The organism is Rhodoligotrophos appendicifer (genome assembly GCF_007474605.1).
In the GTDB taxonomy this organism is placed as follows: Bacteria; Pseudomonadota; Alphaproteobacteria; order Rhizobiales; family Im1; genus Rhodoligotrophos; species Rhodoligotrophos appendicifer.
Genome location: NZ_VHKL01000008.1, coordinates 283,429 through 306,085, shown reverse-complemented (window position 1 = coordinate 306,085; position 22,657 = coordinate 283,429). Strand labels below are relative to the sequence as shown.

The following is a 22,657-nucleotide window of genomic DNA, read 5'->3' as shown; positions in this document are numbered from 1 at the left end:
CGTGATTATCTCTCGCTTACTGCTTGTAACTCTTCGCTTGTGATTGTTCCCTCATGAATGGCCGTCGCCATAAGGACTCCTGAAATTCCGCGTTCAGCCAAGAGTTTGAGGTCTAGTTGATGTCGGACGCCGCCTGCGGCAACGATATTTCGATTGCCGGCTCTCTCAAGTATGGAGTCGAGGCGGCCGAAATCAGGGCCCATTCCGCTTCCCACGAGAGAGAGAGACATTACAATTACCGTGTTAGGCCACCAAGATTCGTCCTCCAGTAATCCTTCCGGACCCAAAAATTTATCTCCAATAAAATCTAATGATAGAATTGACCCCCGACTGCTGCTAACTCGCCTAAAATCATGGCAGTCATTCATGCTCTCGCTCGCAAATATATTTCGTAAGCGAGGGGCAGGTGGAGGTGGCGGTCCGTCGATTATGTGCCTTGGGCCTTGGTCGAGCCAGACCTCCAAATCGGGATGATGAAGAAGAATTTCTCTTATCTCCTCATCGTTTTGCCCCTGGGTGGTAATGGCATCCAGATCGGCAATGTATATCTCTTTGAATGGATAGAAGCCCAGTAGCCCAGCAATAACATCCAAAGGTTTTGCAGAGGCGCTAAGTCGGCTCCCAATCGGCCGGTAATGGCCACGGTCGCCGCGCCGTGCATGCACGACCAGAGAGTTTTTTAAATCGACGACGGGGATGATCTTCATTGCCGGATCGAAACGAACGAGTGTCGGAGAGATGGTGACCATAATTGGATGGGACGTTGGAGGTGCGCATGTCAAGGCTGCACGCGTCGAGAATGGAGTTGTGCGGGAAGTCGTACAAATTCTTTGCCCCTTGTGGAAGGGCCTGGAGCAGCTTGATCGAGCGTTGGAAAGTGCCAGGAAACTAATTGGCTCGTCAGATGTCAATGTTATCACGATGACGGGAGAGCTATCTGACATATTTCCCAGCCGGGCGGAGGGAGTCGTTCAGTTATCAGAGATATTGGCCTCTTTAATGGGAAGAGAGAATACGAAATTCTATGCGGGACCGGCGGGGTTTGTTGATGCCTCTTCTGCGAGAAGATGCGTGCATGAGATAGCCTCCGCAAATTGGCATGCAAGCGCAAGTTATGTAGCAAAAAAAATTCCACGTGCATTGTTCGTCGACATGGGATCCACGACTACTGATCTGATAACCGTTATGGGTGGTCAGTGTATGAACAATGGCTATACAGATGCCGACCGTTTGACCAGTGGTGAGCTAGTTTATACGGGCTTTACAAGAAGCTTTCTGATGTCAATTTGCCAGAAGGCGCCGTTTGCCGGGCAGTGGACCGCTTTGATGAACGAGCATTTTGCAACAACTTCGGATATTTATAGAATATTGGGACAACTTGATGAGGCCGTGGACCAACATCAAACAGCGGACAACAGAGAAAAGAGTATCTCTGCTTCTGTTCAGCGGCTTTCGAGAATGATAGGTAGGGATGCTTCGGATCTAACTGAACTACAGGCCAGAGATCTTGCTTTATGGTTCGCTGAAAGTCAGTTGCGAATGCTCGTTGACGCCGCCGCTCTGAGCCGTTCGAGATTCGGTGAGGCGCAAGAAGGACCTATTGTGGGTGCTGGAATTGGACTTCCTGTAGTGCGACGCCTGAGTTCCGCTCTGGGAGTGCAATTCGTTCAGTTTGGAGACTTGGTGGTCTGCGAGGAGCAACACAAACAATGGGCAAGCGCTTGCGCGCCCGCAGCCGCGGTGGCGATGCTGATGGACGGATCGAGGGCGGGCTAGTTCATAGGCATGATCACAATTGCAACGAACAGAAAATATCTGCTGCGATGCAATATTAATTATCGAAGTTTTACTGCAATGCAGATAAATCAACTTGTTGCCAGCGCCGGAAATCCATCTTAGAATTTATTTGGTTTCCGGCTTCAAGAGCGTCAGTTGTTTGGGAGCGCTGACATTTCTTCGCAGGCCAGGTGGGGTGCTCATATCGGTGCCCCGAGTACCTCGCTGAGGTCGTGACACGCTGCCGGAAACCCTTCCCATACTAAGATCCGTCTGTGCGGGCTGCGCCTGCAGCATGGCGTCGGACCTGGATGAAATCGACGACAGTCGAGGGAGGAAGAAACATGCGCAAATTTTTGGCCTTGGCATTTGGCTTAGGTGCTCTGGCCTCAGGCCTGTCATCCGCAGCTTTAGCTAATGATGAATTAGTAAAGATGACTGAAGACCCTAAAGTCTGGGCGATGCAGTCGGGAAATTATGCAAATCACCGATATTCTAGTCTCAATGAAATCAATAAAGAGAACGTCGGAAAACTGCAGGTGGCATGGACTTTCTCGACGGGTGTCTTGAGAGGGCACGAAGGTGGACCGCTGATTTTTGGCGACACGATGTATGTCCATACTCCCTTTCCTAACACTGTCTATGCTCTAGACCTGTCTAAGGAGGGAACTATCAAGTGGCGCTATGAGCCGAAGCAAGATCCCAATGTCATCCCTGTAATGTGTTGTGACACGGTTAATCGTGGTGTCGCTTACGGAGATGGTAAGATTATTCTCCATCAAGCAGACACGACAGTTGTTGCACTAGATGCAAAGACTGGCCAAGTCGTTTGGTCGGTCAAGAACGGAGATCCTTCCAAGGGCGAGACGGGGACCGCTACTCCGCTGGTGGTCAAAGACAAGGTCTTGATCGGCATCTCGGGTGGTGAATTTGGCGTTCGTGGGCACATGACGGCCTATAATCTGGCGGATGGAAAGCTGGTTTGGCGTGGCTATTCGATGGGACCGGACAGCGATACCCTGATGGATCCGGAAAAAACAACGCATCTCGGCAAAGCAGTTGGTAAGGATAGCGGGACGTCGACGTGGGAAGGGGACCAGTGGAAGATCGGTGGCGGTACCACCTGGGGCTGGTTCTCTTACGACCCTAAGCTCAACTTAGTTTTTTACGGTACAGGCAACCCGTCAACGTGGAATCCAAGTCAACGCCCCGGCGACAACGCTTGGTCAATGACGATATTCGCCCGCGACGCAGATACGGGAATGGCCAAGTGGGTTTACCAGATGACGCCCCATGACGAATGGGATTTTGATGGCGTCAATGAAATGATCCTAGTGGATGATTTCGATGTGAACGGCACAAAGCATCAGGCCTTGGTTCATTTTGATCGAAATGGTCTCGCTTACACAATGGATCGCGAGACTGGCGAACTGCTTGTTGCAGAGAAGTATGACCCCGCGGTCAATTGGACCGCGGGCGTGGATATGGATAGGAATAGCAAGAATTATGGGCGTCCCGCCGTGGTCGCAAAGTATTCCACGCAACATAACGGCGAGGACACCAATACCACTGGCGTGTGCCCAGCCGCGCTAGGTACGAAAGATCAGCAGCCTGCAGCTTTTGATCCGGGCTCAAAGCTCTTTTTCGTGCCGACGAACCACGTCTGTATGGACTACGAACCCTTTAGAGTGAGTTATACGGCAGGTCAGCCCTACGTGGGCGCCACTTTGAGTATGTATCCCGCACCAGGAAGCCACGGCGGCATGGGCAACTTTATTGCTTGGGATGCAGGCAAAGGCGAGATCGTTTGGTCGAAGCCTGAGCAGTTCTCCGTTTGGTCGGGAGCGCTCGCGACAGCAGGTGGTGTGGTGTTCTACGGAACGCTTGAGGGGTATCTCAAGGCAGTCGATCCCAAGGATGGAAAAGAGCTTTACAAGTTCAAAACCCCATCTGGCATCATAGGTAACGTCACCACCTATGAGTACGACGGTAAGCAATATGTTGCAGTTCTGTCCGGTATTGGCGGATGGGCCGGAATTGGTTTGGCAGCTGGGTTGACTGACCCACAAGCCGGTTTGGGAGCGGTAGGCGGGTATGCCAGCCTTTCGAACTATACGGCTTTGGGCGGCCAGCTGACAGTATTTGCAATTCCGGATTGACCATCAAGGGGGCACCCTAAGTGCCCCCTTTTCCATTTTTGATCTCCTAAAAACTGAGCAAAGAGGAATGTATGCGGACTTTTTCATGGGCCGCGGTTCTAATGCTTGCGTCCTTGACCGCGGCATTGGCAGAGCCGCCTGGCGATCCTGCGTCTATTTCAGAAACGGATGGAAAATACTTCGATTCAGAGGGCGACCCAACGTTCAGAATACAGGCAGATGGCACTGTAGACTGGTTCACTTACTCAGGGTTCAGGCGGTACCATTCTGAGTGTCACGTCTGCCATGGCCCTGACGGGGCGGGTTCGAGCTACGCGCCTGCTTTGGCCACTTCGATGAAAACTTTGAATTACGGAGACTTTACGGAAATTGTCGTCAATGGACGGCAAGTTAACAACGCAGCCCAGCACAGCGTCATGCCCGCCTTCGGTTTGAATCAGAACGTGATGTGTTATCTGGACGACATCTATGTTTACCTGCGAGCAAGGGCGCAAGGTGATCTTCCTCGCGGTCGTCCTGCGAAGCGGGAAGATAAGACGGAGGCGACACGAGAAGCAGAGAACGCCTGCCTGGGAAGCTGACAACATGTATCTTAATAGATTCAATGTTTTTGGGACGAGTCTCATTGCTGCGGTTGCAGTCGTCCTCGCCCCAATGCAATGCGCATTCTCCCAGAAATCAGGTTTGGGAATGCGCATTGAGCTTGTGGATCCTGATACTCTCCGCGTCTGTGCCGATCCAAACAACTTACCCTTCTCAAACGATAAAGGGGAGGGATTTGAAAATAAGATCGCAGAGTTTTTGGCTCCGAAATTAGGGCGAAAATCAGTTTCCTATATCTGGTTCCCAATGGTGACTGGATTTGTTCGGAGGACTCTAGGAGCTCATCGCTGTGACATCATCATTGGTTATCCTCAAGGCGATGAACTTGTCCAGAATACCAATGCCTATTATCGGACGGCTTATGCATTGGTCTTTAAGTCCGGACGAGGCTTGGACGACATTGTGACGCTTGAGGATCCCGGTTTGCGCGACAAGCGGATTGGCGTGGTTGCAGGTACTCCACCTGCTTCAAACCTCGCAGCAGCGGGTTTGATGCCGCAAGTGCGCCCCTATCCCCTTATGGTCGATACGCGTCTGATTTCATCCTCCAAGATGATGACGGATGACATTCGATCTGGTGAAATAGATGTAGGAATTCTTTGGGGACCTCTAGCGGCGCATTTCGCTGCCGAAGAACCCGCTCTCAAAGTAGTTCCTCTTACTAAGGAAACAACCGGGCCAAGGATGATCTACCGGATTACCATGGGGGTGCGCCCGTCCGACCAAGAATGGAAGCGCACCTTAAATAAGATTATACGAGAGAATCAGAACGAGATAAACTCCATACTTCACTCTTTTGATGTTCCTCTTCTTGATGAGAAAGACAACAAAATGTCTAGATAACGAGGAAATTTGGTTAATTGTCAGTTTGTTATAGCGCCGTGAATTATCCTGGCTAATTGAAATAAACGCTGGTCTATCAGGACGGGAACTTCGCAGACGGCGGTGAGTGATCTTTGCCGATCCTCAAAAACACGTGTTTCCCAAAGAAGTTCCTCCTCCTCCGTGGATCCTTCTGAACTAATTCTGGATGCCGAACGATCGTGGTCGACTTTTGAACTCTGGGCACGGATTTTGTCTGCAAGCTCCTCTTGACGGCGGGCATAACGCTCAATTCCTTCTATGACCGCACTCCGCTCGCGATTTAAATTCTCAACAACTCCGACCATCAAGGCAGGAAGAACTTGCCGCTCGCGTCCTTTGACGCGATCCTTAAAATCTAGGATAATCTTACGTGCCTCCTCAAAATTGGTCCGACGCGACGCGATCCTCTCAACCACCTCATTAATCTCTGGGTCGTCAAGCAACTTCAGAGAATCTTGAGCTAATTCCGGCCCTGACCACACCGTCGCCAATGTGATTTCCGGCACCCTTCGCTGCACACAAGGCCAGTCAGTAGAACTGCTTGCATTAGCGCATGCCAGTCCGGCTGTTGATGCCAGAAGCAGGAGGGAGACGACTTGCAACATTTTCATACTGCTGTTCCTTGGACACCACGTCGCCCCAAAAGACCTCGTGAGGGATCATAGGCAATGAAGGCACTTCCCAGAAATGTGACAGTGCAGCCAACGACAATACCAAGTGAAAACCAATTGATCTGCAGATAAAGCGCGAACCGAATGAGTTCGACTGCATGGGTGAATGGATTCCATTGACAGATCTGGAAAAGGATTGGGCTGGCCTCACGGATTCGCCAGAGAGGATAAAGAGCAGACGACGCGAAAAATATAGGGAAAATGACGAAGTTCATGACCCCCGAAAAATTCTCAAGCTGCTTGACCAAGGAAGAAAGCAACAATCCGAAGGCGCCAAGCATAAGCCCAGCCAGAACAAGGGCTGGTAGTACAGCGAGATAGCCGAGGGTCGGCACTTTTATGTCCCAGAGCAAAGCAATCGCCAAGAAAACATAGACTTGAATGATGGATACGGTCACTCCAGAAAGCAGCTTCGCGGTAAGTAAGAACCACCGGGGAAAGGGGCTGACGAGAAGCGTCCTCATATGGCCTGTCTCCCGGTCATACACCATGGAGAGCGACGATTGCATTCCGTTGAACAGCTGGATCATTGCAATCAGTCCGGGGACGATGAAGACCTCGTAGAGAATGTATGTCTTGTACGGGGGTATGATAGACACACCGAGGACTTGCCGGAATCCGGCAGCAAAAATAAACAGCCATAGCAATGGGCGAACCAGAGCGGCGAAAAAACGCTCGCGCTGATGGGTAAAGCGAAGGGCTTCCCGGCGCATAATCCCAAACAGGCAGATGAGATAATGGCGGAGAGTCAACTCCCGTGGACCCCGGGATCTCGCCACAGCACCTTTCATTGATCGACTGCCAAGCTGGTATTTTGCGTTGAATCGGCGGCAGTAAGAAGAAGAAAAGCTTCTCGGATATCTGAAGCATTAGCTGCCAGGACGATCCGGCTCGCAAAATCTTGGGCAAGGACGCGCCCTTCGTGCAAGATGATGACCAAATCCGTCGGAGAGACCTCGTCAATCAAATGCGTAGCCCACAGAGCGCCGATATTGTCTTGCGAAACAAGCTGTCGGACGTGCCGGAGAAGGTCTCCGCGCGACGTAACATCTAGGCCCACCGTTGGTTCGTCCAGGAGTAGAAGCTGGGGGGTGTGAAGCAATGCGCGCACGATCTCTACGCGGCGCATCTGTCCGCCAGACAGCGTCCTGACCTTGCTATCAGCACGTGCTGACAGGCCGAACCGTTCGAGAATTTCGGCTGCGCGCTCTCTTCCGTCCCGCGATCCGATACCATGAAGAGCGGCATGATAGGTTAGGTTCTGCAGAACCGAAAGATCAGGATCGAGTGTTCTGGACTGAAAAACCACACCCAACATGGCAAGGGCCTCGCGCGGCGTCTGGTTCACATCAAAGCCAAAGACTCTGAGGAAGCCACTGCGAGCGGTGTAGAGGCGTGTGATTAGGGAAAATAAGGTCGATTTACCAGCGCCATTCGGCCCTAACAGGATCGCAAAGGATCCTGCAGGGACGGAAAATGTGACGTCTGCCAGTGCCTGTCGCGAGCCATAGGAATAGTTCAGCCGCGCCACTTCCAGCGCCAGCAATCCATCACGCCCTCGTATTTCGCCATTCACGTCGGAGCTACTTAACGGTGAAAGTTCCTTTCATTCCTCGACTTTCCAATCCTCTGCAACTCCACTCGAACGTCCCGGGGCGGATTGGCACGAAGAATATGCTAGCCTCGCCCTCTTCCTCGAACTCCAGTTCATAAAGATGCGTGGCCTTAATCTCCACCTCTCCAGCTTCAACTTTGCGAAGCCAAACGAAATTGAAGAACTCCGGAGCGATCCAGGCGCACTCCTGCTTTCCACTGGAGGAAATCGTCAAGCTGTAGGACTTGCCCGTTTCAATGTCATAGTTCTGATGTGATACGCCAAAGCCAAGGTCGTCAGTGCCAAGGATGAGGTCGCCCAATTCGATTGCCTTGGCTGCGAGATAGCCCTCAGCCAATGCGCACGGGGTCGAAACAGCGAATAAGGCCAGTGAACCTAGAACCAGCGACTTCATGGTGGGTATGCTCCCTCTATAATTTTTCATTCTGGTGAGACTGCTACGCCCCAAGGCTGCTGCCCTACGGCGATCGACTGGATCGGCTCTAGGCTCTCCACATCAATGACGGTGATGTCATTGGAATTTCCGTTGGTGGTGAAAAGCAACTTTTCATCAGGGGAAAAGGCCAGCTGCCACACGCGTTGTCCCACTAAGATGTATTTCTCTACTTCGTAGGTTTCTCCATTGACCACCGCGATCCGATTGGCGGGGCCGAGAGCGACAAAGGCTTTCTTTCTATCTTTCGTAATTCTCACACCTACGGGCTGGATGGCCTCGACACGGATGCCAGGGATCTCGAAGCTGATCTTTTTGATGACTTCCCTGGTTTTGTTATCAATGACGCTGACCGTCCCGCCGATCTCTGCCGATACCCACAATTGCGAACTGTCCGACTTGAATTCGGCAAATCGAGGCCGAGAATCGACGAGGACGTTGTGGGTAATTTCGTTTGTCTCAACATTGATGAAGTGAGCCATGTTTGTCGTTTCCGAAGTATTCACGACAGTCTTCCCGTCAGGAGAAACCGCCATGCCTTCCGGCTCAACGCCAACGGTAATTTCGGCGATCACGGTACGTTTATCGAGGTCGATCACGGTAACGAGGTTGTCGTCCTCATTAGCGATGTAGAGAGGATTGCCAGAGGGGTGCAAAACGAACAGCTCGGGATCCGGACCTGAGGGGAGTGTCCCGACGATTTCACCTGTTTTCGGGTCGATGACCTCGACAGTATCGTCATCGCTCGCGCAGACCAGCAGAAATTGACCATCTTTGGTCATAGTAATTCCACGCGGGCGTTGCCCGACTTTGATTGTCTTCGTCACCTCCATAGTGCCAGAGTCGATGATGCTGACGGTATTGTCGCGCTCATTTGAAATATAAATCATGTACGCGTTGGCTGGGCTTAGTGTGAGATACGCGAAGGCCAGTCCCACCAATGGCGCCATTAAAGTTTTCATGGCGGTCGTCCTCCCCTTGTTATTTTAGTGCGCAGGCCGTTTCTGGGCGGTCGATACCCAGAGTGTCGAGAGTGGAAGTCTCGTGAAGGAAGCCTTCTTGCGGCGAAACAGCGATTGCGGCGACGCCGTCACCGAGGAGGATCGGCTGCCGAAGCTGCCAGTTCCAATCTCTGAAGGTGAGCTTTTGCCCTTTGAACGCGGCGATCGAAAAATCTGGCGACTGGATATAGTCGATGAGAACATGGGGGTCGCCGCTGTTCTTGCGGCTGGCTGCTTCGCCCACGATGCGAACGGCGGTCCAGAACTGTATGTCTTTTGGCCGCATCCTACGCGGGAACTTCGCTGCAAAGCGGTTCTGGATCTGCATGGCCGCCCATTGTTCATGGGCCGCATGCCAGCTCGATGGCACCAGCCCGGCAGACCCGGCGACGGGACGCGCTTCCCAGGTTCGATAGGGAAGATACGTAGCGAAAACATTGTTCTCATCTGCTGCAATCATGACGTCATAATCCTGGGCGTCCTGAGTGAAGGTCGAGATCTGGTTCTGAACCTGCACTTGTCCGGTGTCGGTGCGCCGGGCGCCCCCCGTATCCTCGAACATCTTTTCGCCGACGACCTTGGCGCCGAAACGGTCGGCGGCGCGCCGGAGGGCATCTGCCCAGAGTCGGTCTTCCGGATGAGAGCCGAAAACCAGATACCAGCGTGTCCATCGTTTCAGGACCAGGTACTGGGCAAGCCCGTCGGCGAGCATCGTCCGGCTGGGAGCAATGTGCAGCACGTTGCTCCGGCAATTCTCTTCCCGGAGCGAGTCATCGCTCGAGCCGACATTGAAGATGGTGGTGCCGCTGCCTTGGGCGGCGTCGCTGACGGCCAGGACCTGCTCGGGAGGCAAATCGACCAGAATGAATTTTATCCCCGCCTCGGTGAGCGTCTGTAGCGCTGGGAGGGGGTTGTCTCCGGATTTGAGGGGGATATCGACAAATTCGAAGGTCTGATTGAGAAATTTGCCCGTCGTATTGTTGTCGGCGATCCCCAACTCGGCGCCGGCAAAGCCGTCATTCTCCGGCGCTTTTTCAACGATCGAGAGAGTCAGTTCGTTCTCGACGAGCCGGATGGACCCGATTTTGATGGAAAGAGGGTCAGCGCTGCCGAGCGTGACCGAGGGGCCAAACATGATGAGCGCGATAAGACAGAGCTTCCATGCGAAACGGCACACTCGTCCTGGCATGAAACCTCCCGCCATGACATGATCAGCCTCACCGCTGTGCGGTTGTGACTATTATTCGGTGCCACCCGCCATGATAGTGATCTGATGAGCGTTGTGAAGCCCTTTAAACTGTTGAGACTATGTTTCTTTCTGACGATCTCACAATGCGGGATCGCAATGGCGTCGGAGTCCCCGAGGACGGCTGCTGTCTTTGCATTCGAATTTCTCGATACAGGCGTGGCAAGTCCCGACGGGCAGGTATCGGCGGCTGAACGCCAGCGCCTGGATCGACTGACTCAGCAACTGCGACAGGACCTAGCCGCTACAGGCAAATTCAGGATCGTCAGCACTGACTCGGTTGCTCAAGAGGCTAAAAAAATCAATCTTTTTGCTTGTGAGGGGTGCGAGTTGCAGCTTGCGCGCACTCTGGGGAGCGACGTCGTCGTCACCGGTTTTGTACACAAGGTGTCGAATCTTATCCTCGGCATCCGGGTTCAGGTTAAAGATACGCAGTCCGGAAAGCTTCTTGCCGGTGGGAGCGTCGATATTCGAGGCAATACCGATGAGTCATGGTCGAGAGGATTGAAGTACTTGATGCGCAACCGCTTGATACCGCAGGTGGCTCAATGATGAGCGTGAAGATGCTTGCCAGCGTCGTGGGAGCCCATGAGGCGGAGCTTGCTGTGGCCGGCGGCGCCGATATCATCGATTTCAAAGATCCCAAGGCTGGAGCGCTCGGGGCGCTGCCGCCTGAGGTTGTTGCGGGTGCGGTAGCACAACTAAGAGGCCGTCGACCGACAAGCGCAGTGACAGGCGACCTACCCATGATCCCCGAGCAGGTCGTGGCGGCTGCGAGATCCATGGCGCAGACGAGCGTCGACTACGTCAAGGTTGGGTTGTTCAACGAGCCAGGTCGGGAGGACTGCATCAGAGCGCTAAGCTCTGTCAGCGAAAGTGCAAAGCTGATCGGCGTGCTATTCGCTGACCAAGGAATACCGCTCGATCTTCTTGAAATACTGAAGCAATCAGGATTCTCAGGTGTGATCGTGGACACCGCGGCGAAGGGACGGGGAAGGCTTCTGGACTTCGCTGACTTGAGCACCCTCAGAAGCTTGGTCGACGCTGCTCGGAATTTGCAGCTGATGGTTGGATTGGCGGGGTCCTTGGAGGCCCCGGATGTTCCCCGGTTACTTCCACTTTTGCCCGATGTGATCGGGTTTCGGGGCGCTCTTTGCCGTGGTGATAGAAAATCGGCTCTGAGCCTGGATGCCGTGCGCGAGATCGCCGATCTGGTGCATCAGACGCGTCCAAGAATTCGCAAAAATGGCGAAATGCGACCAGGAGGCTTGGACCGAGTGGTCGTTGAGGGCGTGATCAAGTCCATGCCCGTTGGAGCATACTCCAGTGAACTGGGCCGCGAGCAGCGTGTAAGGTTCGACGTGAACGTCCAGATCGCAGCACCCAAAGCGCGGTTCGACGACATGCGCAATGCCTTCTCCTACGACGTCGTCACCGACGCCATTACCGAAATCTGCTCGGCAGGACACGTCGTTCTTCTGGAAACTCTGGCCGAACAGCTGGCCGAACGGGTCCTGGATGAGCCTCGCGCCTTGAGGGTTGCGGTGAAGGTGACGAAGCTGGATATCGGCAATGGCAGTGTCGGCATTGAGATCATTCGTGAGAATGAATCGGCTCAATCGGCCTTGGAGGAAATGTCTGCGAGCATGGAGCGCGCATGACGAAAGTCTCGGTCGTCAAGCTGGGAGGAAGCTACGCTCGTTCAGCCGCGCTAACAGAGTGGCTGCACAGCCTTGAAATGCTCGGCGGCCGTATCGTTCTGGTGCCGGGCGGCGGTCCCTTCGCAGATATTGTTCGCGAGCTGCAGCCGAAAATGGGTTTCAGCGACGCGGCGGCCCACCACATGGCATTGCTCGCCATGGAGCAGTACGCGCATGCGATCTGCAGCCTGACTGGGAGACTGAGGGCAACATCGACGGTTGCGGAGATCAACAGCGTCCTTCGCGAGGGCTTGGTGCCCGTCTGGTGCCCTTCGGCCATGGCCTTGGCTGACTCCGAGATTCAACAGTCCTGGGAGGTTACATCGGATAGCCTGGCGGCTTGGTTCGGCGGTCAGATCGGCGGTAGAAGACTGGTTTTGATAAAGCACGCAGCTCCGGCATCTCAGGCTATGTCGGTAGAGGCTGCAGTGGATGCCGGTCTGGTCGATCCTGCTCTTCCCGCAATGCTGAAGCGGTGGCCCCAAGAACTTGTCCTACTTGGTCCAGGATCGCAGGCAGATTTGGTTGCTGCAGTGACGGGCGCGGTGGCTTCACACCACCCCCTCCATGCCTGAGCACTTTGCATTTGTGACCGGCCGGCTTGCAAGGCCACGTCTCGAAAAGATTCTGTGCGAATTGGCCGACCTTAATTTTCGGTGGTCCATCGTCGACATCGGCGTCAAAGTCGCAGCTCTCATGACAGAGGCGATCATCGAGCGTCGCCTGATGCTTCCTCCGGAAACAGACAAGGTCATTCTTCCAGGCCGCGCGAGGGTTGATCTTGGCCGCCTGAAAGCGAGGTTCGGAGTTGTCTTTGAGCGCGGGCCGGATGAGCTCGTAGATCTGCCTCGCTTCCTGGGGCGCGTGGGACCGCCACCGGATCTGTCGGCCCATGCCGTCAGAATTTTCGCCGAGATCGTTGATGCTCCAGCCTTGGCGGTTGATGCTGTCGTCGCACGCGGCCTGTTGTTGCGCAGCGAAGGGGCCGACGTCATTGATCTTGGATGCTTGCCGGGGGCGCCCTTTCCTCATCTCGAGGACGCGGTCCGCGAGTTGAAAGCTGCAGGTCTGCAGGTGAGCGTGGACTCGGCAGATCCTGAGGAACTCGAGCGTGGCGCCAAGGCTGGCGCGGATTGGTTGCTGAGTCTCAATCGAAGCACACTGTCCATTGCTCAGGACACCGGAGCGGCAGCCATTCTCATCCCTGAAATGCATGGTGACATGGCCTCCCTGTTCGAGGCCATGGAGATGGCGGATCGCGCCGGGATCAGCTGGGTCGCAGATCCGATCCTTGATCCGATCCATTTTGGTTTCATGGACTCTCTCAGTCGCTATGCCGAGCTTCGGCGGACTTACCCGGATGCCCCCATCCTCATGGGAACCGGCAACCTCACTGAGCTCACGGACGCGGATACGGGTGGGGTCACGGCGATGTTGATGGGAATCTGCTCGGAGCTGGACATCGCCAATGTCCTGGTGGTTCATGTGAGCCCCCATACCCGCCGCACCATTCAGGAACATGACATCTCGCGGCGTATCATGCATGCAGCACGTCGGGACCATAGCCTGCCACGCGACTACAGCAGTGCTCTGCTGCAACTCCATGACCGCATCCCCTATGCGTCGACTCCCGCGGAAGTCGCCACCCTGGCCCGTCAGGTCCGCGACCGAAATTTCCGCATTGAGGTGACCAGCGAGGGGATCCACATTTACAACGCCGACGGGCACCATGTGGCGGGAGACGCAATGTCGCTTTTTCCCAAACTCGGCGTCGAGCAAGACGGCGCTCACGCCTTCTATCTCGGGACCGAGTTGATGAAAGCTGAGACAGCCTTTCGTCTCGGTAAGCGTTATGCCCAAGATGAGCCGCTGAACTGGGGCGTTGCGGTTGATCAGCGGAGTGAGGATAAATCCCGCCTCGCCGAGGCTGGACATACGCTGCGTGCAAAGACCAAGGGCTGAACCGATGCCCATGATCCGCGAATGCGTGGTGACCACAAGCGGCCTCAACGGCCAGGTCCATATCGCTCCCTTGGGTCTGATCGAGGACAGCGACTATTGGGTGATCGCGCCCTTCCGCCCGTCGGCCACACTGAAGAACCTCGAAGAAAATCCTTTTGCCGTCGCGAATTATGTAGACGATATCAGGATTATCGCCGGTTGTCTGACGGGGCGCCGGGACTGGCCGACCATCGAGATGCCGAGATTCAGTGTGCCTCGACTCCAGGCGAGCCTAGCCCATGCCGAGATGGCTGTGGTCGATGTCACCGATGATCCGTTGCGCCCGCGATTTCGCTGCAAGGTGCTGACGGTCGTCACTCATGCACCGTTCCGCGGCTTGAACCGGGCAAAGGCGGCCGTGCTCGAATTGGCAATACTGGTGAGCCGGATCGACATGCTGCCACGGGAGAAGATCGAGGCGGAGATCGCCTATCTGGAAATTGCGGTATCCAAGACCGCAGGCCCCGAGGAGCAGCAGGCCTGGGACTGGCTGATGATGCGGGTTGAGGAGAAATTTCCGAAGGAATCGAGGGGGCACGGGGCCCCCTCATTTTGATACCTTCGAAGCGGTTACGCAGCGAACGGATGCGTGACGGAGTTGCGCTTCTGGGTGACCTCGGCGGCGTTGGGTTCGCCGGCCACTGCGCGAGCAATCGACTCTTTGACGGCTTGGTAATTGTACTGCTGGATCTTCTTGTCGTCTGCCGCTTCCCAGTGGATGAAGACGCCGACGCAGATGAAGAGGTCGTCGGCCTCGTCGGCGGGAATGACCCCTTCCGCGACGCTGTCCTGAACCGCGAGCGCGACCGCATGTTGTGCCGGTCCGAACATCTGCACCGCCTGCTTAGCGCCCTTGATGGTGACCTTGTTGAACATCACCGTATTCGGCTTGCAGGGCATGTTTGGTGCGATGACCGCAAGGAGCGAGGTAAACCCATCCTTGTTGTTGACCAATGCATTGCAGAACGCCGACTCGACCGCACTTCCTCTGGGTCCCATGATCAAGTCGATATGGGCGACTTCGTTACCCTCGCCGACGAGGGATTCACCGACGCAAACCTTGTTGATCTTTGCCATAAGCCAAGTTCCTCCCTTTGCATGCTTCTGCCACGGCCGCCCGCTACGCGAAGCGGCAGTGCGGCTATCCTTGTTGACAGCATCCAGCAGGGCGCCGGACCGGTTGGCCAGATAGAGCGGAAATGCTTCCGCGTAGCTTCAGTCAACCACTACCAGCGTTTTTCTTCAAGATACTCTGCAGCCGATCAGCAAACAGCGTGGCGACCGTGAGATCCGCACAGGTGCCGGGATTCAATCCTGAAGCCTTGAGCGCGCGGTCGAAATCGAGCAGGCGTTCGAGGATGACCTCAGGATCGGCGAGAGCGAGAAGGTCGTCCTGCCGCTCCTTGGCCTCCAGCCGGACCGCTTGCGCCCTTTCAAGCCCGTGCTTGCGGTGGATATGGCTGTCGGGCGCGGCGGACAGATGCGCGAGATAGACGGCTGTCGCCGGCCACCATTCGGAAATATTCCGCTCGACGGCCTCGTCGAGTGCGGTGAGCCCGAGACCGAAGATCTCGTCGAAATCATCCGTATAGGCTCTGGCAATCCGATCCCGCGACGATGCCAGCATCATCGCCTCGCTCAGGCTGCAGGTAGCGGGACCGCGAACGTCTTGCTCCTCCACCGTGCCCAAGCCGGCCGGTGCGGCGATCGAAATGGCTTCGAAGGCGGCGTTGGCATCGTCGATGTCCAGGCCTGTGAGGACCGTGGCCAGGCCCGCCCTCAGGGGCTCATCGAGCTCGGCTCCCGCCGCGAGCGGAGCAGCGAGCAGAATGATGCCGAGGTTGGTATTGCAATTTACGGCCACCTTTGTTGCGGTGACCGCATCGAAGATGCGCTCCCCCACGCGGGTGTTCCGGCGCGAAAGTGAGGCTGCGGCGGCATCTGCGCTGGTGAGAAAATCTTTCACCGACATACCGTGGCCGTCCGCGAACCGATGGACGTTTCCGGGTTTGGGCGCCTCGATTTCGGCCACGCAGGCCGCAATGAAGGCATTGGCAATGTCGGTTTCGGTGGGGATCAACCCACGTCCCTCCGCATCAGGACGGAATCCAGAGCCAGCAGCAACGCGGCGGCGATTTCTCCGGGAATGTCGGCCTCCGTTACCTTCTGCAGGCCGCTCCAGGCCGGCATCGAGTTGACCTCCAACACCGCAGCCTCGCCCGCACGGTTGCGGATGATGTCGACACCGCAGAAGTCGGCGCCCACGGCCGCTGCGGCACGCACAGCCACGGAGTCCAGTTCGGGGTCGGGGTCCAGCGGCAGCGGTTGTCCTCCCTGCTTCACATTCGTGACCCAATGAGTGCTGTGACGGACCATGGCGGCGATGGCCCGGCCCGCGACCACGAAGACGCGATAGTCGCGAAATCCCTGCTGTTCCAGTCCGATGAAGCGCTGCAGGTAATAAACCCCGGCGACGTCCCCCGCCTCCGGAAGATCGGCGGGCGACTGGATGAGTCTGATGCCTCTGCCCTGGGCGCCGAAGAGCGGTTTGAGCACCAGCGGCCCGGACATCATTTCGCGACGCACGAGGCGCTCCGCTTCGGCTTTGCTTTCGACGGTCCAGGTGGCGGGAGTGCCGATGCCGGCGCGCGCCAGCAGGAAGCTTGTCGTCGACTTGTCCACGCAGCGCTCGATTGCGCGGGCATCGTTCCACACCAGGACGCCCTGTTCCCGCAGACCATGCAGGATGCCGAGACGGCGCGTCACGGCCTCGAAGCTGCCCGACGGAATGGAGCGGACGATGGCGGCATCGGGCAAGGCCCGCCCGTAACCTGGCAGAACAATGCCGATCCGCCGGGTGGTATCGAAGGAACACTGGGCAAGACTGATGCGCCGCACCTCGGCGCCGCCAGCCTCGAGCCGGCGAGACAGAGCGCGCGCGTGACTGTCGCGCGTTTCGGCGAACAGGGCGATGCGGGGCGCGAAGGGGTTCACGGTCACGGTTACCGAAACGACTTGTCGAGAAGATCGCGGCTCCTGGCGCCGGAATGGAACGAGGCGCCATGATCCACAGCGGTGACGATGACCTCCGCCGGGCTGAAGAGCAAGGGATCGATGGCGTAGAAATCGCCGTTGAAGCGCTTGAAGATCTCCGCGAACGGGGCACCGAAATCGCGGGATCCTGCACTGGGCAAGGCTTGTGCGAGTCCCTCCGCATCCTCCTTCGAACCCGAGACGAAGAGATGAACATGGCCACCATAAATGATGGCGTCGTTGGTGCGGCCAAGCGCTGTCACGAAGTCTGGATGCGGCGGCGAAATGGGCGCGGTGCCGAGCCCGTCGAGAATGCGCTCGAGGGGGAAATGGACCGCATGCGCCTTGTGCAGGGCGACTTCGAGAACGCGGGCGACCACCTGGATCGTGCCGGCCAGCGAGCGGGTCGGTGCGTAGATGAAGGTGAGATTCGAGGGAGGAATTCCGCAGTCTTCCGCCACTTTCTCGACGATCACGGGCGGCGGCGCCGTGTCGGTCTCGAGCACGAGCACGCCATGATCGGCCTGATCCCGATAGGCGACCTCATCGAACAGCGCTTCTTTGTGCGCGAGGGCGCGGGCCGGGCCCGATCCCAAGGCAAAATAGGCGTCTCCACCGTCTCCGTGATGGAGGCTCCAGCCGGCATATTGGCTGCCGAGGCAGGCGATGACGGGCAGCGACGACCGCACCACGACGCTCCATGGCCAGGAATCGGGCCCGCGATCCGCGGCAGCGCTGACAGTGCCCAATCCGCCCATGCAGATGCGGGCGAGATGCAGGCCGGCCTCGATCCCGCCGGCAACGGCGGCGCCGGCATCGATCAGCCGCTCCCCGAGGGGGCCGGTGGTGACCGAGATCCGCAATTCTGCAGCATCACGGACCATCTTGTCCACCAGCCGAAGAGCCTTGGCATTGACGCTCAGAATGGTCATTCGCTGTTGTTTTTCAATAACTTGGACATGTACCTCTTCCGCTCGGCCAGCAACTTCCTGGCCTCGAAAACAGTAGCCGCCTCGGCCCGCACCGTGCACAGGGGCCAACCCCGTTCGACCGTCGACCCCGGCGACTGCCGGTCCACCGCCCAGTCCGGCCAATCCAACGCAGCGACCGCAGCAACCCTCTGGGATGCATAAAGGATTTCCGCTGCAGCCGCACCATCGAACATGCAGGAGGGCGCCGGTTCGGACCCGCTACAGGCGGCCACGTGACGGGCAAACAGTGAATGAGAACGGTCTCTGAAAACGTCGCAACTGGCCCCCGGCCGCGGGTTGATTTCCAGCAACCAGAATTGCTCTTCGTCGACCATGAAGTCCGCGCTGTTGAGCCCTACGAGCCCAGCCTCCGTCGCCATCGCTCTAACGGCGTAACTCATTGATTTTTCAAGATTATGCGAGAGCGCGGCGGGACGCGCGGTGCCGGCATAGAGGAAGGATTGCCCATCCTGTTGATCCGTCCACTGATCGCTGTAACCCAGAATTTGGCAGGACCGGGACATTGCACAAAACAAGGCGGAAACTGACCGTGTCCCAACGCGTTCCTGTACGTATTCGTCAGCGTTTAGCGTCTTCTCTTTCAACGGATGGATATGGGCGCCACCGGAACCGCCGGCGCGCTTCACCAACCATTCGCATTCGTCCGCAACCGGACTTTTGGCCACGCGGGGATGGGGGATGGAGAGGCGGCTGCAGGCATCCGCAAACCAGAACGGATCCTTGACCTGTGCCACAACCTGAGATGGGTTTCCGATCAGTCGGTGACGTTTCTCGAGTCGCTCAAGCAGATCGGGTCGGCCATCGAAGCCACCGCCATAGACGACACCGATGGGATGGCGCCCCTGCGCAAGGGTCTCCAAGGCGAGGATAAGGGCATCGCCGTCGAATCCCTTGTCCAAGTCGCCAGGGACGACGGCACAGTCTTGCGCCAGGGCCAAAGTATCCAAGTCTCCAAACATATCGGCGACCAGCGGCGCAAATCCCGATTCTGAAGCGGCCTCCGCCAGCGACCGCCCCGAGATCGCCGCGATCAAGACCGAAGGCCGCTCAACCGACGAGGTCGCGGGCGAATTTGAAGGCATCGCGGAAATCATAGGTGACGGGCTTCTTTGCCTCGGTCATCTGCTTGAGCAGGCCGAATTGGGTTTTATACTTGATGGCGCCCACCGCCAAGGCACCGATGCCGAGGACCTTCGTATCACCGATGGGCTCGCCATTCGACGAAACGCTCAGCCCCTCTATACCGGAAGGGGGCACGGCATTGACGTCGCAGGCGATCAGCAGGGACGGGGCGCTGGCGATCTGCGCCGTGCTGAGCACTTGGACCCCTGCCTTGCCGGCAGCGAGAACGATGTCGGTGCCGTCGAGAATCTGGGTTTTTTTGTCCTCCGAACTGCCATCGGCGAAATTGGCCTCGGCTTTGAACCGCCGGGCAATCTCCTGGGCCAGATGTTTGACGCGGTCGGGTCCGTCATAGCCCACCAGGGTCACCTCGGCACCCTCCAGCGCTGCGATGACGCCCGCCGAGAAACCGACCACGCCCGTTGCCCCGAAGATCGCGATCCGGGCGCCTTTCAGTTCGAGATGGGTGGTCTTGGCGAGCAGCGCCTCCACCACCGCCACCATGGCGGCGGCCGTGGTGAAGGATCCCGCGGGATCGGCGAAGAGGGAGAGCCCGAACGGCGGCACCAGGGCTTTTCTGGCGTGATCGAGCATGTCCAGGGCAAGGATTGCATCCTTGCCGCCGATGAAGAATCCAGTCCTCACGCCGAGCTTCGGCGGCCGGGAGAAGATGGCATCCTGGACCAGCCCCGTGATCTCTTCGAGCGTGGCGTCGGTATAGGTTGCCAGCACATCGAAGCCGGCATCCGCCGCCATGTTCACGTCGAACGGGCTCATATGCTTGGTCGGCGTCACCATGTGCAGAATGTTTTTGTCGGTCATGGGCGATGATCCGTTGTCATGCAGTCCAGAGCCAGTTCGCCGGCGGCGATGGCAGCGGGGCGATTGGAGGCGGAGACGATCCGGACGTCGAGGCCTTGGGCCGCTCCGGAGGAGGTCAGATGGTCGAGCAGGGACCGGGCCTTGTCTTCCGATGCGGTGAAGGCAAATCCGGTCGGTCCCCAAGAACTCTGGCCGATGCCGGTTGCACCGAGGTCGGCGAGACGGTCCAGGGCCAATGCGACCCGCGGGCTGGTATAGCGTCCCCCCTGGGCAGGAGCGAAGTAATCCCCCAGCCTTTGTTGGATCTCGGTGATGGCTGATCCGAAGGCATCGAGATCACGCTCCACCACCGCAGGCATCGCCTGCATGACGGCGAGCCGGCAAAGTTCCCCGGCCAACGCGTCGGAAAAGCGGGGCAGGGCTTCGAAGGCTTTGATTTCGGCGGGCCCGTGGGCGCCCTCGACCTTGTGGTCGAGAACCAGGACGATACGCCATTCAGGGGGAAACTCGAGCCGCGCCAAGATGGGTGGGGGACCGCTCACCGGAGTGCGCCCGCCATCCAGGACCAGGCCGCCGGTTTCGAAGAGGCCGATGCCGATCCCCGACCGCGCTCCCCGTTCGAGCAGCGCGGCATCGCCCCGGACATCCAGCTCCAAGCCGTGGAGGCGCCGCAAGGCCGCTGCCACAGCCAGCGCCATCTGCGTTCCGGAGCCGAGGCCGGCATGAGGCGGGATGGCGCTGTCCACATGGAGATGATGGGATTGCCGGGTGAGATCGAGAAAGCGCTGCAGCCGTGCCAGATGGCGGCTGGCCCGCGCGCTGTCCGGGCCAGAGCTCAGTGACTGCGAAGAGCGTTGCAGACTGATGCGAGTGAAGGGGTCGCTGATGGCCAGCCCAAGACTGCCGAACCGCCGGCCGAGGCTGCCGCCGAGATCGAGAAAACCTAGGTGGAGGCGCGCTGGCACCAAAACGGACACCCGGTCCAACATGGTCTGCATTCAGCCTTTGCCGGTGATGCCGGCCAGTCGAAATGTCGGTGCCCGCCGAACAGGAGACGGCTGAAATCCGTCTGTGCATGAAGGTGCTTCCGAGCGATACTGGTCGCAACGCCTCTCGCGTCGATACTGTGGCAGAAGCCAGGAGAGCGATCAACCATGAACGACAAGCCCCGGGAAGAGACCTTCAGCGACACGGACATACAGACCCGCCTGGAGAAGGATCTGCCGAAATGGCATCTGGAGAATGGCTGGATCCGGCGCAAATACAAGACCAACAGCTGGAAGGGCACGTTGATGGCGGTGAATGCGGTGGGTCATCTGGCGGAGGCCGCCTGGCATCACCCGGACATCACGATGTCTTATGGCTGGTTCGAGGTTCGGCTGAAGAACCATGCCGCCAATGGCATTACGGAAAAGGACTTCGCCCTCGCGCGCAAGATCGAAGAGGTGATCCAGTGGCAGCCGGGCGAGGAGGAGGGTCCTCTGGAGGGCACGCCGCAAAAAGATCTGCGCTTTGCTTACCTGAAATATGATTGAGGGGGTTGCTTATCCCCCATAGCAGGTGCGTTCCCTGTGACTTCCCCTACCGTCCGCTAAGGGCCGACCTCCCCCTCGGGGGGCGAGGTGTGAGAGGCCCCATTTTCCGTAATGGTGAGACCCCTAACTGCCCAGCCCGTCCGGTTCCGGCAGGCGGTTGACACGGCAAGTCGCGGTGACGGTGTTGGCAAGCAGGCAGGCGATGGTCATTGGGCCGACACCACCCGGCACCGGTGTGATGGCGCCGGCGACCTGAGAGGCGCTGGCGAACTCGACGTCGCCGACCAGCCTGTGCTTGCCTTCGCCCTTGTCCGGTGCCGGCACTCGGTTGATGCCGACATCGATAACGGTGGCGCCGGGCTTGATCCAGTCACCCTTGACCATTTCGGGCCGGCCGACGGCGGCCACCAGGATGTCGGCCCCGCGACAGATCCCGGGAAGATTGCGGCTCCTGGAATGGGCGACGGTGACGGTGCAGCTTTCGCGCAGCAGCAACTGCGCCATGGGCTTGCCCACGATGTTGGACCGCCCGACGACGACTGCATTAAGGCCGGTGAGATCGCCGAGCGCGTCCTTCAGCAGCATGAGGGAGCCAAGGGGCGTACAGGGCACCATGGACTTTTGCCCGGTCGCAAGCAGCCCGGCATTGATGACGTGGAAACCGTCGACGTCCTTCTCCGGCGCAATCGCCATGAGCACACGGTCGGAATCAATCTGCTCCGGAAGCGGCAGCTGGACGAGTATGCCGTTCACCGCGGGATCATTGTTGAGCCCATGGATCAGCGTGAGGAGATCGGCCTCCGACGTCGCGGCATCGAGCCGATGCTCGAAGGAGTTCATCCCCACCTCGACCGTCTGCTTCGCCTTCGAGCGGACATAAACGGCGCTGGCCGGATCCTCCCCAACGAGCACGACGGCGAGTCCCGGCGTGATGCCGTGCAGCGACTTCAGACCCGCGACATGCTCCGCAGTGCGCGCGCGCAGGCGCTCGGCAAAGGCCTTTCCATCGATGAGAACTGCAGACATGGGAGTCTCCGTATTGCCCCTCTCCCCTTGCGGGAGAGGGAGGGGCCCATTGCGGCGG

At 57.7% G+C, this 22,657-nt stretch carries 25 protein-coding genes; 10 read left to right on the top strand and 15 right to left on the bottom strand.

Features of this window, described 5'->3' with window-relative positions; all coding sequences use genetic code 11:
- Positions 1–5 precede the first annotated feature (5 nt).
- Entirely contained in the window at positions 6–707 is a 702-nt protein-coding gene (locus FKM97_RS18970; RefSeq protein WP_170241007.1) for a HisA/HisF-related TIM barrel protein, read from the bottom strand.
- On the opposite strand from FKM97_RS18970, the gene FKM97_RS18965 reads away from it, so the two are divergent.
- The 4 genes from FKM97_RS18965 (at position 697) to FKM97_RS18950 (ending at position 5,381) form a co-directional block, all read left to right on the top strand.
- Positions 697–1,776 carry a hydantoinase/oxoprolinase family protein gene (locus FKM97_RS18965; protein WP_246105161.1) on the top strand — a complete coding sequence of 360 codons (1,080 nt, stop codon included), beginning with the start codon at positions 697–699 and terminating at the stop codon, positions 1,774–1,776. The two genes, FKM97_RS18970 and FKM97_RS18965, sit on opposite strands and share 11 nt — an antisense overlap.
- A 344-nt stretch (positions 1,777–2,120) precedes the next feature.
- Entirely contained in the window at positions 2,121–3,935 is a 1,815-nt protein-coding gene (xoxF5, locus tag FKM97_RS18960; RefSeq protein ID WP_144293989.1) for a lanthanide-dependent methanol dehydrogenase XoxF5, read from the top strand.
- A gap of 71 nt (positions 3,936–4,006) precedes the next feature.
- Entirely contained in the window at positions 4,007–4,516 is a 510-nt protein-coding gene (locus FKM97_RS18955) for a c-type cytochrome, methanol metabolism-related (protein WP_144293988.1), read from the top strand.
- Positions 4,517–4,589: 73 nt separating this feature from the next.
- Positions 4,590–5,381, top strand: coding sequence for a substrate-binding domain-containing protein (locus FKM97_RS18950; protein WP_246105165.1), 792 nt, complete (start codon positions 4,590–4,592; stop codon positions 5,379–5,381).
- Between the two features lie 20 nt (positions 5,382–5,401).
- Here FKM97_RS18950 and FKM97_RS18945 read toward each other — a convergent pair whose 3' ends face one another.
- From FKM97_RS18945 to FKM97_RS18920, 6 genes are read right to left on the bottom strand one after another with little or no spacing between them, the layout of a single operon-like run.
- Positions 5,402–6,013 (bottom strand): hypothetical protein, encoded by a 612-nt coding sequence (locus FKM97_RS18945; RefSeq protein ID WP_144293986.1) that lies wholly within the window; start codon positions 6,011–6,013, stop codon positions 5,402–5,404.
- Positions 6,010–6,864 (bottom strand): ABC transporter permease, encoded by an 855-nt coding sequence (locus tag FKM97_RS18940; RefSeq protein WP_144293985.1) that lies wholly within the window; start codon positions 6,862–6,864, stop codon positions 6,010–6,012. Before FKM97_RS18940 ends, FKM97_RS18945 begins: the two co-directional genes overlap by 4 nt.
- Entirely contained in the window at positions 6,861–7,619 is a 759-nt protein-coding gene (locus FKM97_RS18935; RefSeq protein WP_144293984.1) for an ABC transporter ATP-binding protein, read from the bottom strand. The genes FKM97_RS18940 and FKM97_RS18935 overlap by 4 nt, the downstream gene beginning before the upstream one ends.
- 37 nt (positions 7,620–7,656) lie before the next feature.
- Complete coding sequence (locus tag FKM97_RS18930) at positions 7,657–8,082, bottom strand: cupredoxin domain-containing protein (RefSeq protein ID WP_144293983.1); 426 nt, start codon at positions 8,080–8,082, stop codon at positions 7,657–7,659.
- A gap of 26 nt (positions 8,083–8,108) precedes the next feature.
- Complete coding sequence (locus tag FKM97_RS18925; RefSeq protein WP_205015172.1) at positions 8,109–9,083, bottom strand: YVTN family beta-propeller repeat protein; 975 nt, start codon at positions 9,081–9,083, stop codon at positions 8,109–8,111.
- Between the two features lie 19 nt (positions 9,084–9,102).
- Positions 9,103–10,311: an ABC transporter substrate-binding protein gene (locus FKM97_RS18920; RefSeq protein WP_170241006.1), complete on the bottom strand. Its 1,209-nt coding sequence runs from the start codon at positions 10,309–10,311 to the stop codon at positions 9,103–9,105.
- 84 nt (positions 10,312–10,395) lie between these two features.
- Here FKM97_RS18920 and FKM97_RS18915 point away from each other — a divergent pair, with 84 nt between their 5' ends.
- Genes FKM97_RS18915 through FKM97_RS18895 form a run of 5 tightly spaced genes read left to right on the top strand, consistent with a single transcriptional unit; the run spans position 10,396 to position 14,625 of the window.
- Entirely contained in the window at positions 10,396–10,920 is a 525-nt protein-coding gene (locus FKM97_RS18915; protein WP_144293982.1) for a DUF3280 domain-containing protein, read from the top strand.
- Positions 10,917–12,029, top strand: coding sequence for a (5-formylfuran-3-yl)methyl phosphate synthase (locus tag FKM97_RS18910; RefSeq protein ID WP_170241005.1), 1,113 nt, complete (start codon positions 10,917–10,919; stop codon positions 12,027–12,029). Before FKM97_RS18915 ends, FKM97_RS18910 begins: the two co-directional genes overlap by 4 nt.
- Entirely contained in the window at positions 12,026–12,643 is a 618-nt protein-coding gene (locus tag FKM97_RS18905) for an amino acid kinase family protein (protein ID WP_144293980.1), read from the top strand. Before FKM97_RS18910 ends, FKM97_RS18905 begins: the two co-directional genes overlap by 4 nt.
- Positions 12,636–14,030, top strand: coding sequence for a DUF6513 domain-containing protein (locus FKM97_RS18900; RefSeq protein WP_144293979.1), 1,395 nt, complete (start codon positions 12,636–12,638; stop codon positions 14,028–14,030). The genes FKM97_RS18905 and FKM97_RS18900 overlap by 8 nt, the downstream gene beginning before the upstream one ends.
- A 4-nt stretch (positions 14,031–14,034) precedes the next feature.
- Positions 14,035–14,625 carry a DUF447 domain-containing protein gene (locus tag FKM97_RS18895; protein ID WP_144293978.1) on the top strand — a complete coding sequence of 197 codons (591 nt, stop codon included), beginning with the start codon at positions 14,035–14,037 and terminating at the stop codon, positions 14,623–14,625.
- 14 nt (positions 14,626–14,639) lie between these two features.
- Here the strand turns inward: FKM97_RS18895 and fae are convergent, their stop codons facing one another.
- The 7 genes from fae to FKM97_RS18860 form a co-directional block, all read right to left on the bottom strand.
- Positions 14,640–15,146, bottom strand: coding sequence for a formaldehyde-activating enzyme (gene fae / locus FKM97_RS18890; RefSeq protein WP_144293977.1), 507 nt, complete (start codon positions 15,144–15,146; stop codon positions 14,640–14,642).
- A 142-nt stretch (positions 15,147–15,288) separates the two neighbouring features.
- On the bottom strand, positions 15,289–16,149 hold the full coding sequence (locus tag FKM97_RS18885) for a triphosphoribosyl-dephospho-CoA synthase (protein ID WP_342783563.1): 861 nt from the start codon (positions 16,147–16,149) through the stop codon (positions 15,289–15,291).
- Positions 16,146–17,063 (bottom strand): ATP-grasp domain-containing protein, encoded by a 918-nt coding sequence (locus FKM97_RS18880; protein WP_246105160.1) that lies wholly within the window; start codon positions 17,061–17,063, stop codon positions 16,146–16,148. Before FKM97_RS18880 ends, FKM97_RS18885 begins: the two co-directional genes overlap by 4 nt.
- Before the next feature lie 8 nt (positions 17,064–17,071).
- Positions 17,072–18,034, bottom strand: a complete 963-nt coding sequence (gene mch, locus FKM97_RS18875; protein WP_144293975.1) for a methenyltetrahydromethanopterin cyclohydrolase — start codon at positions 18,032–18,034, stop codon at positions 17,072–17,074.
- On the bottom strand, positions 18,031–19,176 hold the full coding sequence (locus FKM97_RS18870; RefSeq protein ID WP_170241004.1) for an ATP-grasp domain-containing protein: 1,146 nt from the start codon (positions 19,174–19,176) through the stop codon (positions 18,031–18,033). Before FKM97_RS18870 ends, mch begins: the two co-directional genes overlap by 4 nt.
- Entirely contained in the window at positions 19,142–20,038 is an 897-nt protein-coding gene (locus FKM97_RS18865) for an NAD(P)-dependent methylenetetrahydromethanopterin dehydrogenase (protein ID WP_144293973.1), read from the bottom strand. Before FKM97_RS18865 ends, FKM97_RS18870 begins: the two co-directional genes overlap by 35 nt.
- Positions 20,035–21,036, bottom strand: a complete 1,002-nt coding sequence (locus FKM97_RS18860; protein WP_246105159.1) for a beta-ribofuranosylaminobenzene 5'-phosphate synthase family protein — start codon at positions 21,034–21,036, stop codon at positions 20,035–20,037. The genes FKM97_RS18865 and FKM97_RS18860 overlap by 4 nt, the downstream gene beginning before the upstream one ends.
- Before the next feature lie 156 nt (positions 21,037–21,192).
- On the opposite strand from FKM97_RS18860, the gene FKM97_RS18855 reads away from it, so the two are divergent.
- Positions 21,193–21,573 carry a 4a-hydroxytetrahydrobiopterin dehydratase gene (locus FKM97_RS18855; RefSeq protein ID WP_144293972.1) on the top strand — a complete coding sequence of 127 codons (381 nt, stop codon included), beginning with the start codon at positions 21,193–21,195 and terminating at the stop codon, positions 21,571–21,573.
- Between the two features lie 123 nt (positions 21,574–21,696).
- On the opposite strand, the gene folD is transcribed toward FKM97_RS18855, so the two are convergent.
- A complete protein-coding gene (gene folD / locus FKM97_RS18850; protein ID WP_144293971.1) occupies positions 21,697–22,599 on the bottom strand; it encodes a bifunctional methylenetetrahydrofolate dehydrogenase/methenyltetrahydrofolate cyclohydrolase FolD in 903 nt (300 codons plus the stop codon).
- Positions 22,600–22,657 lie beyond the last annotated feature (58 nt).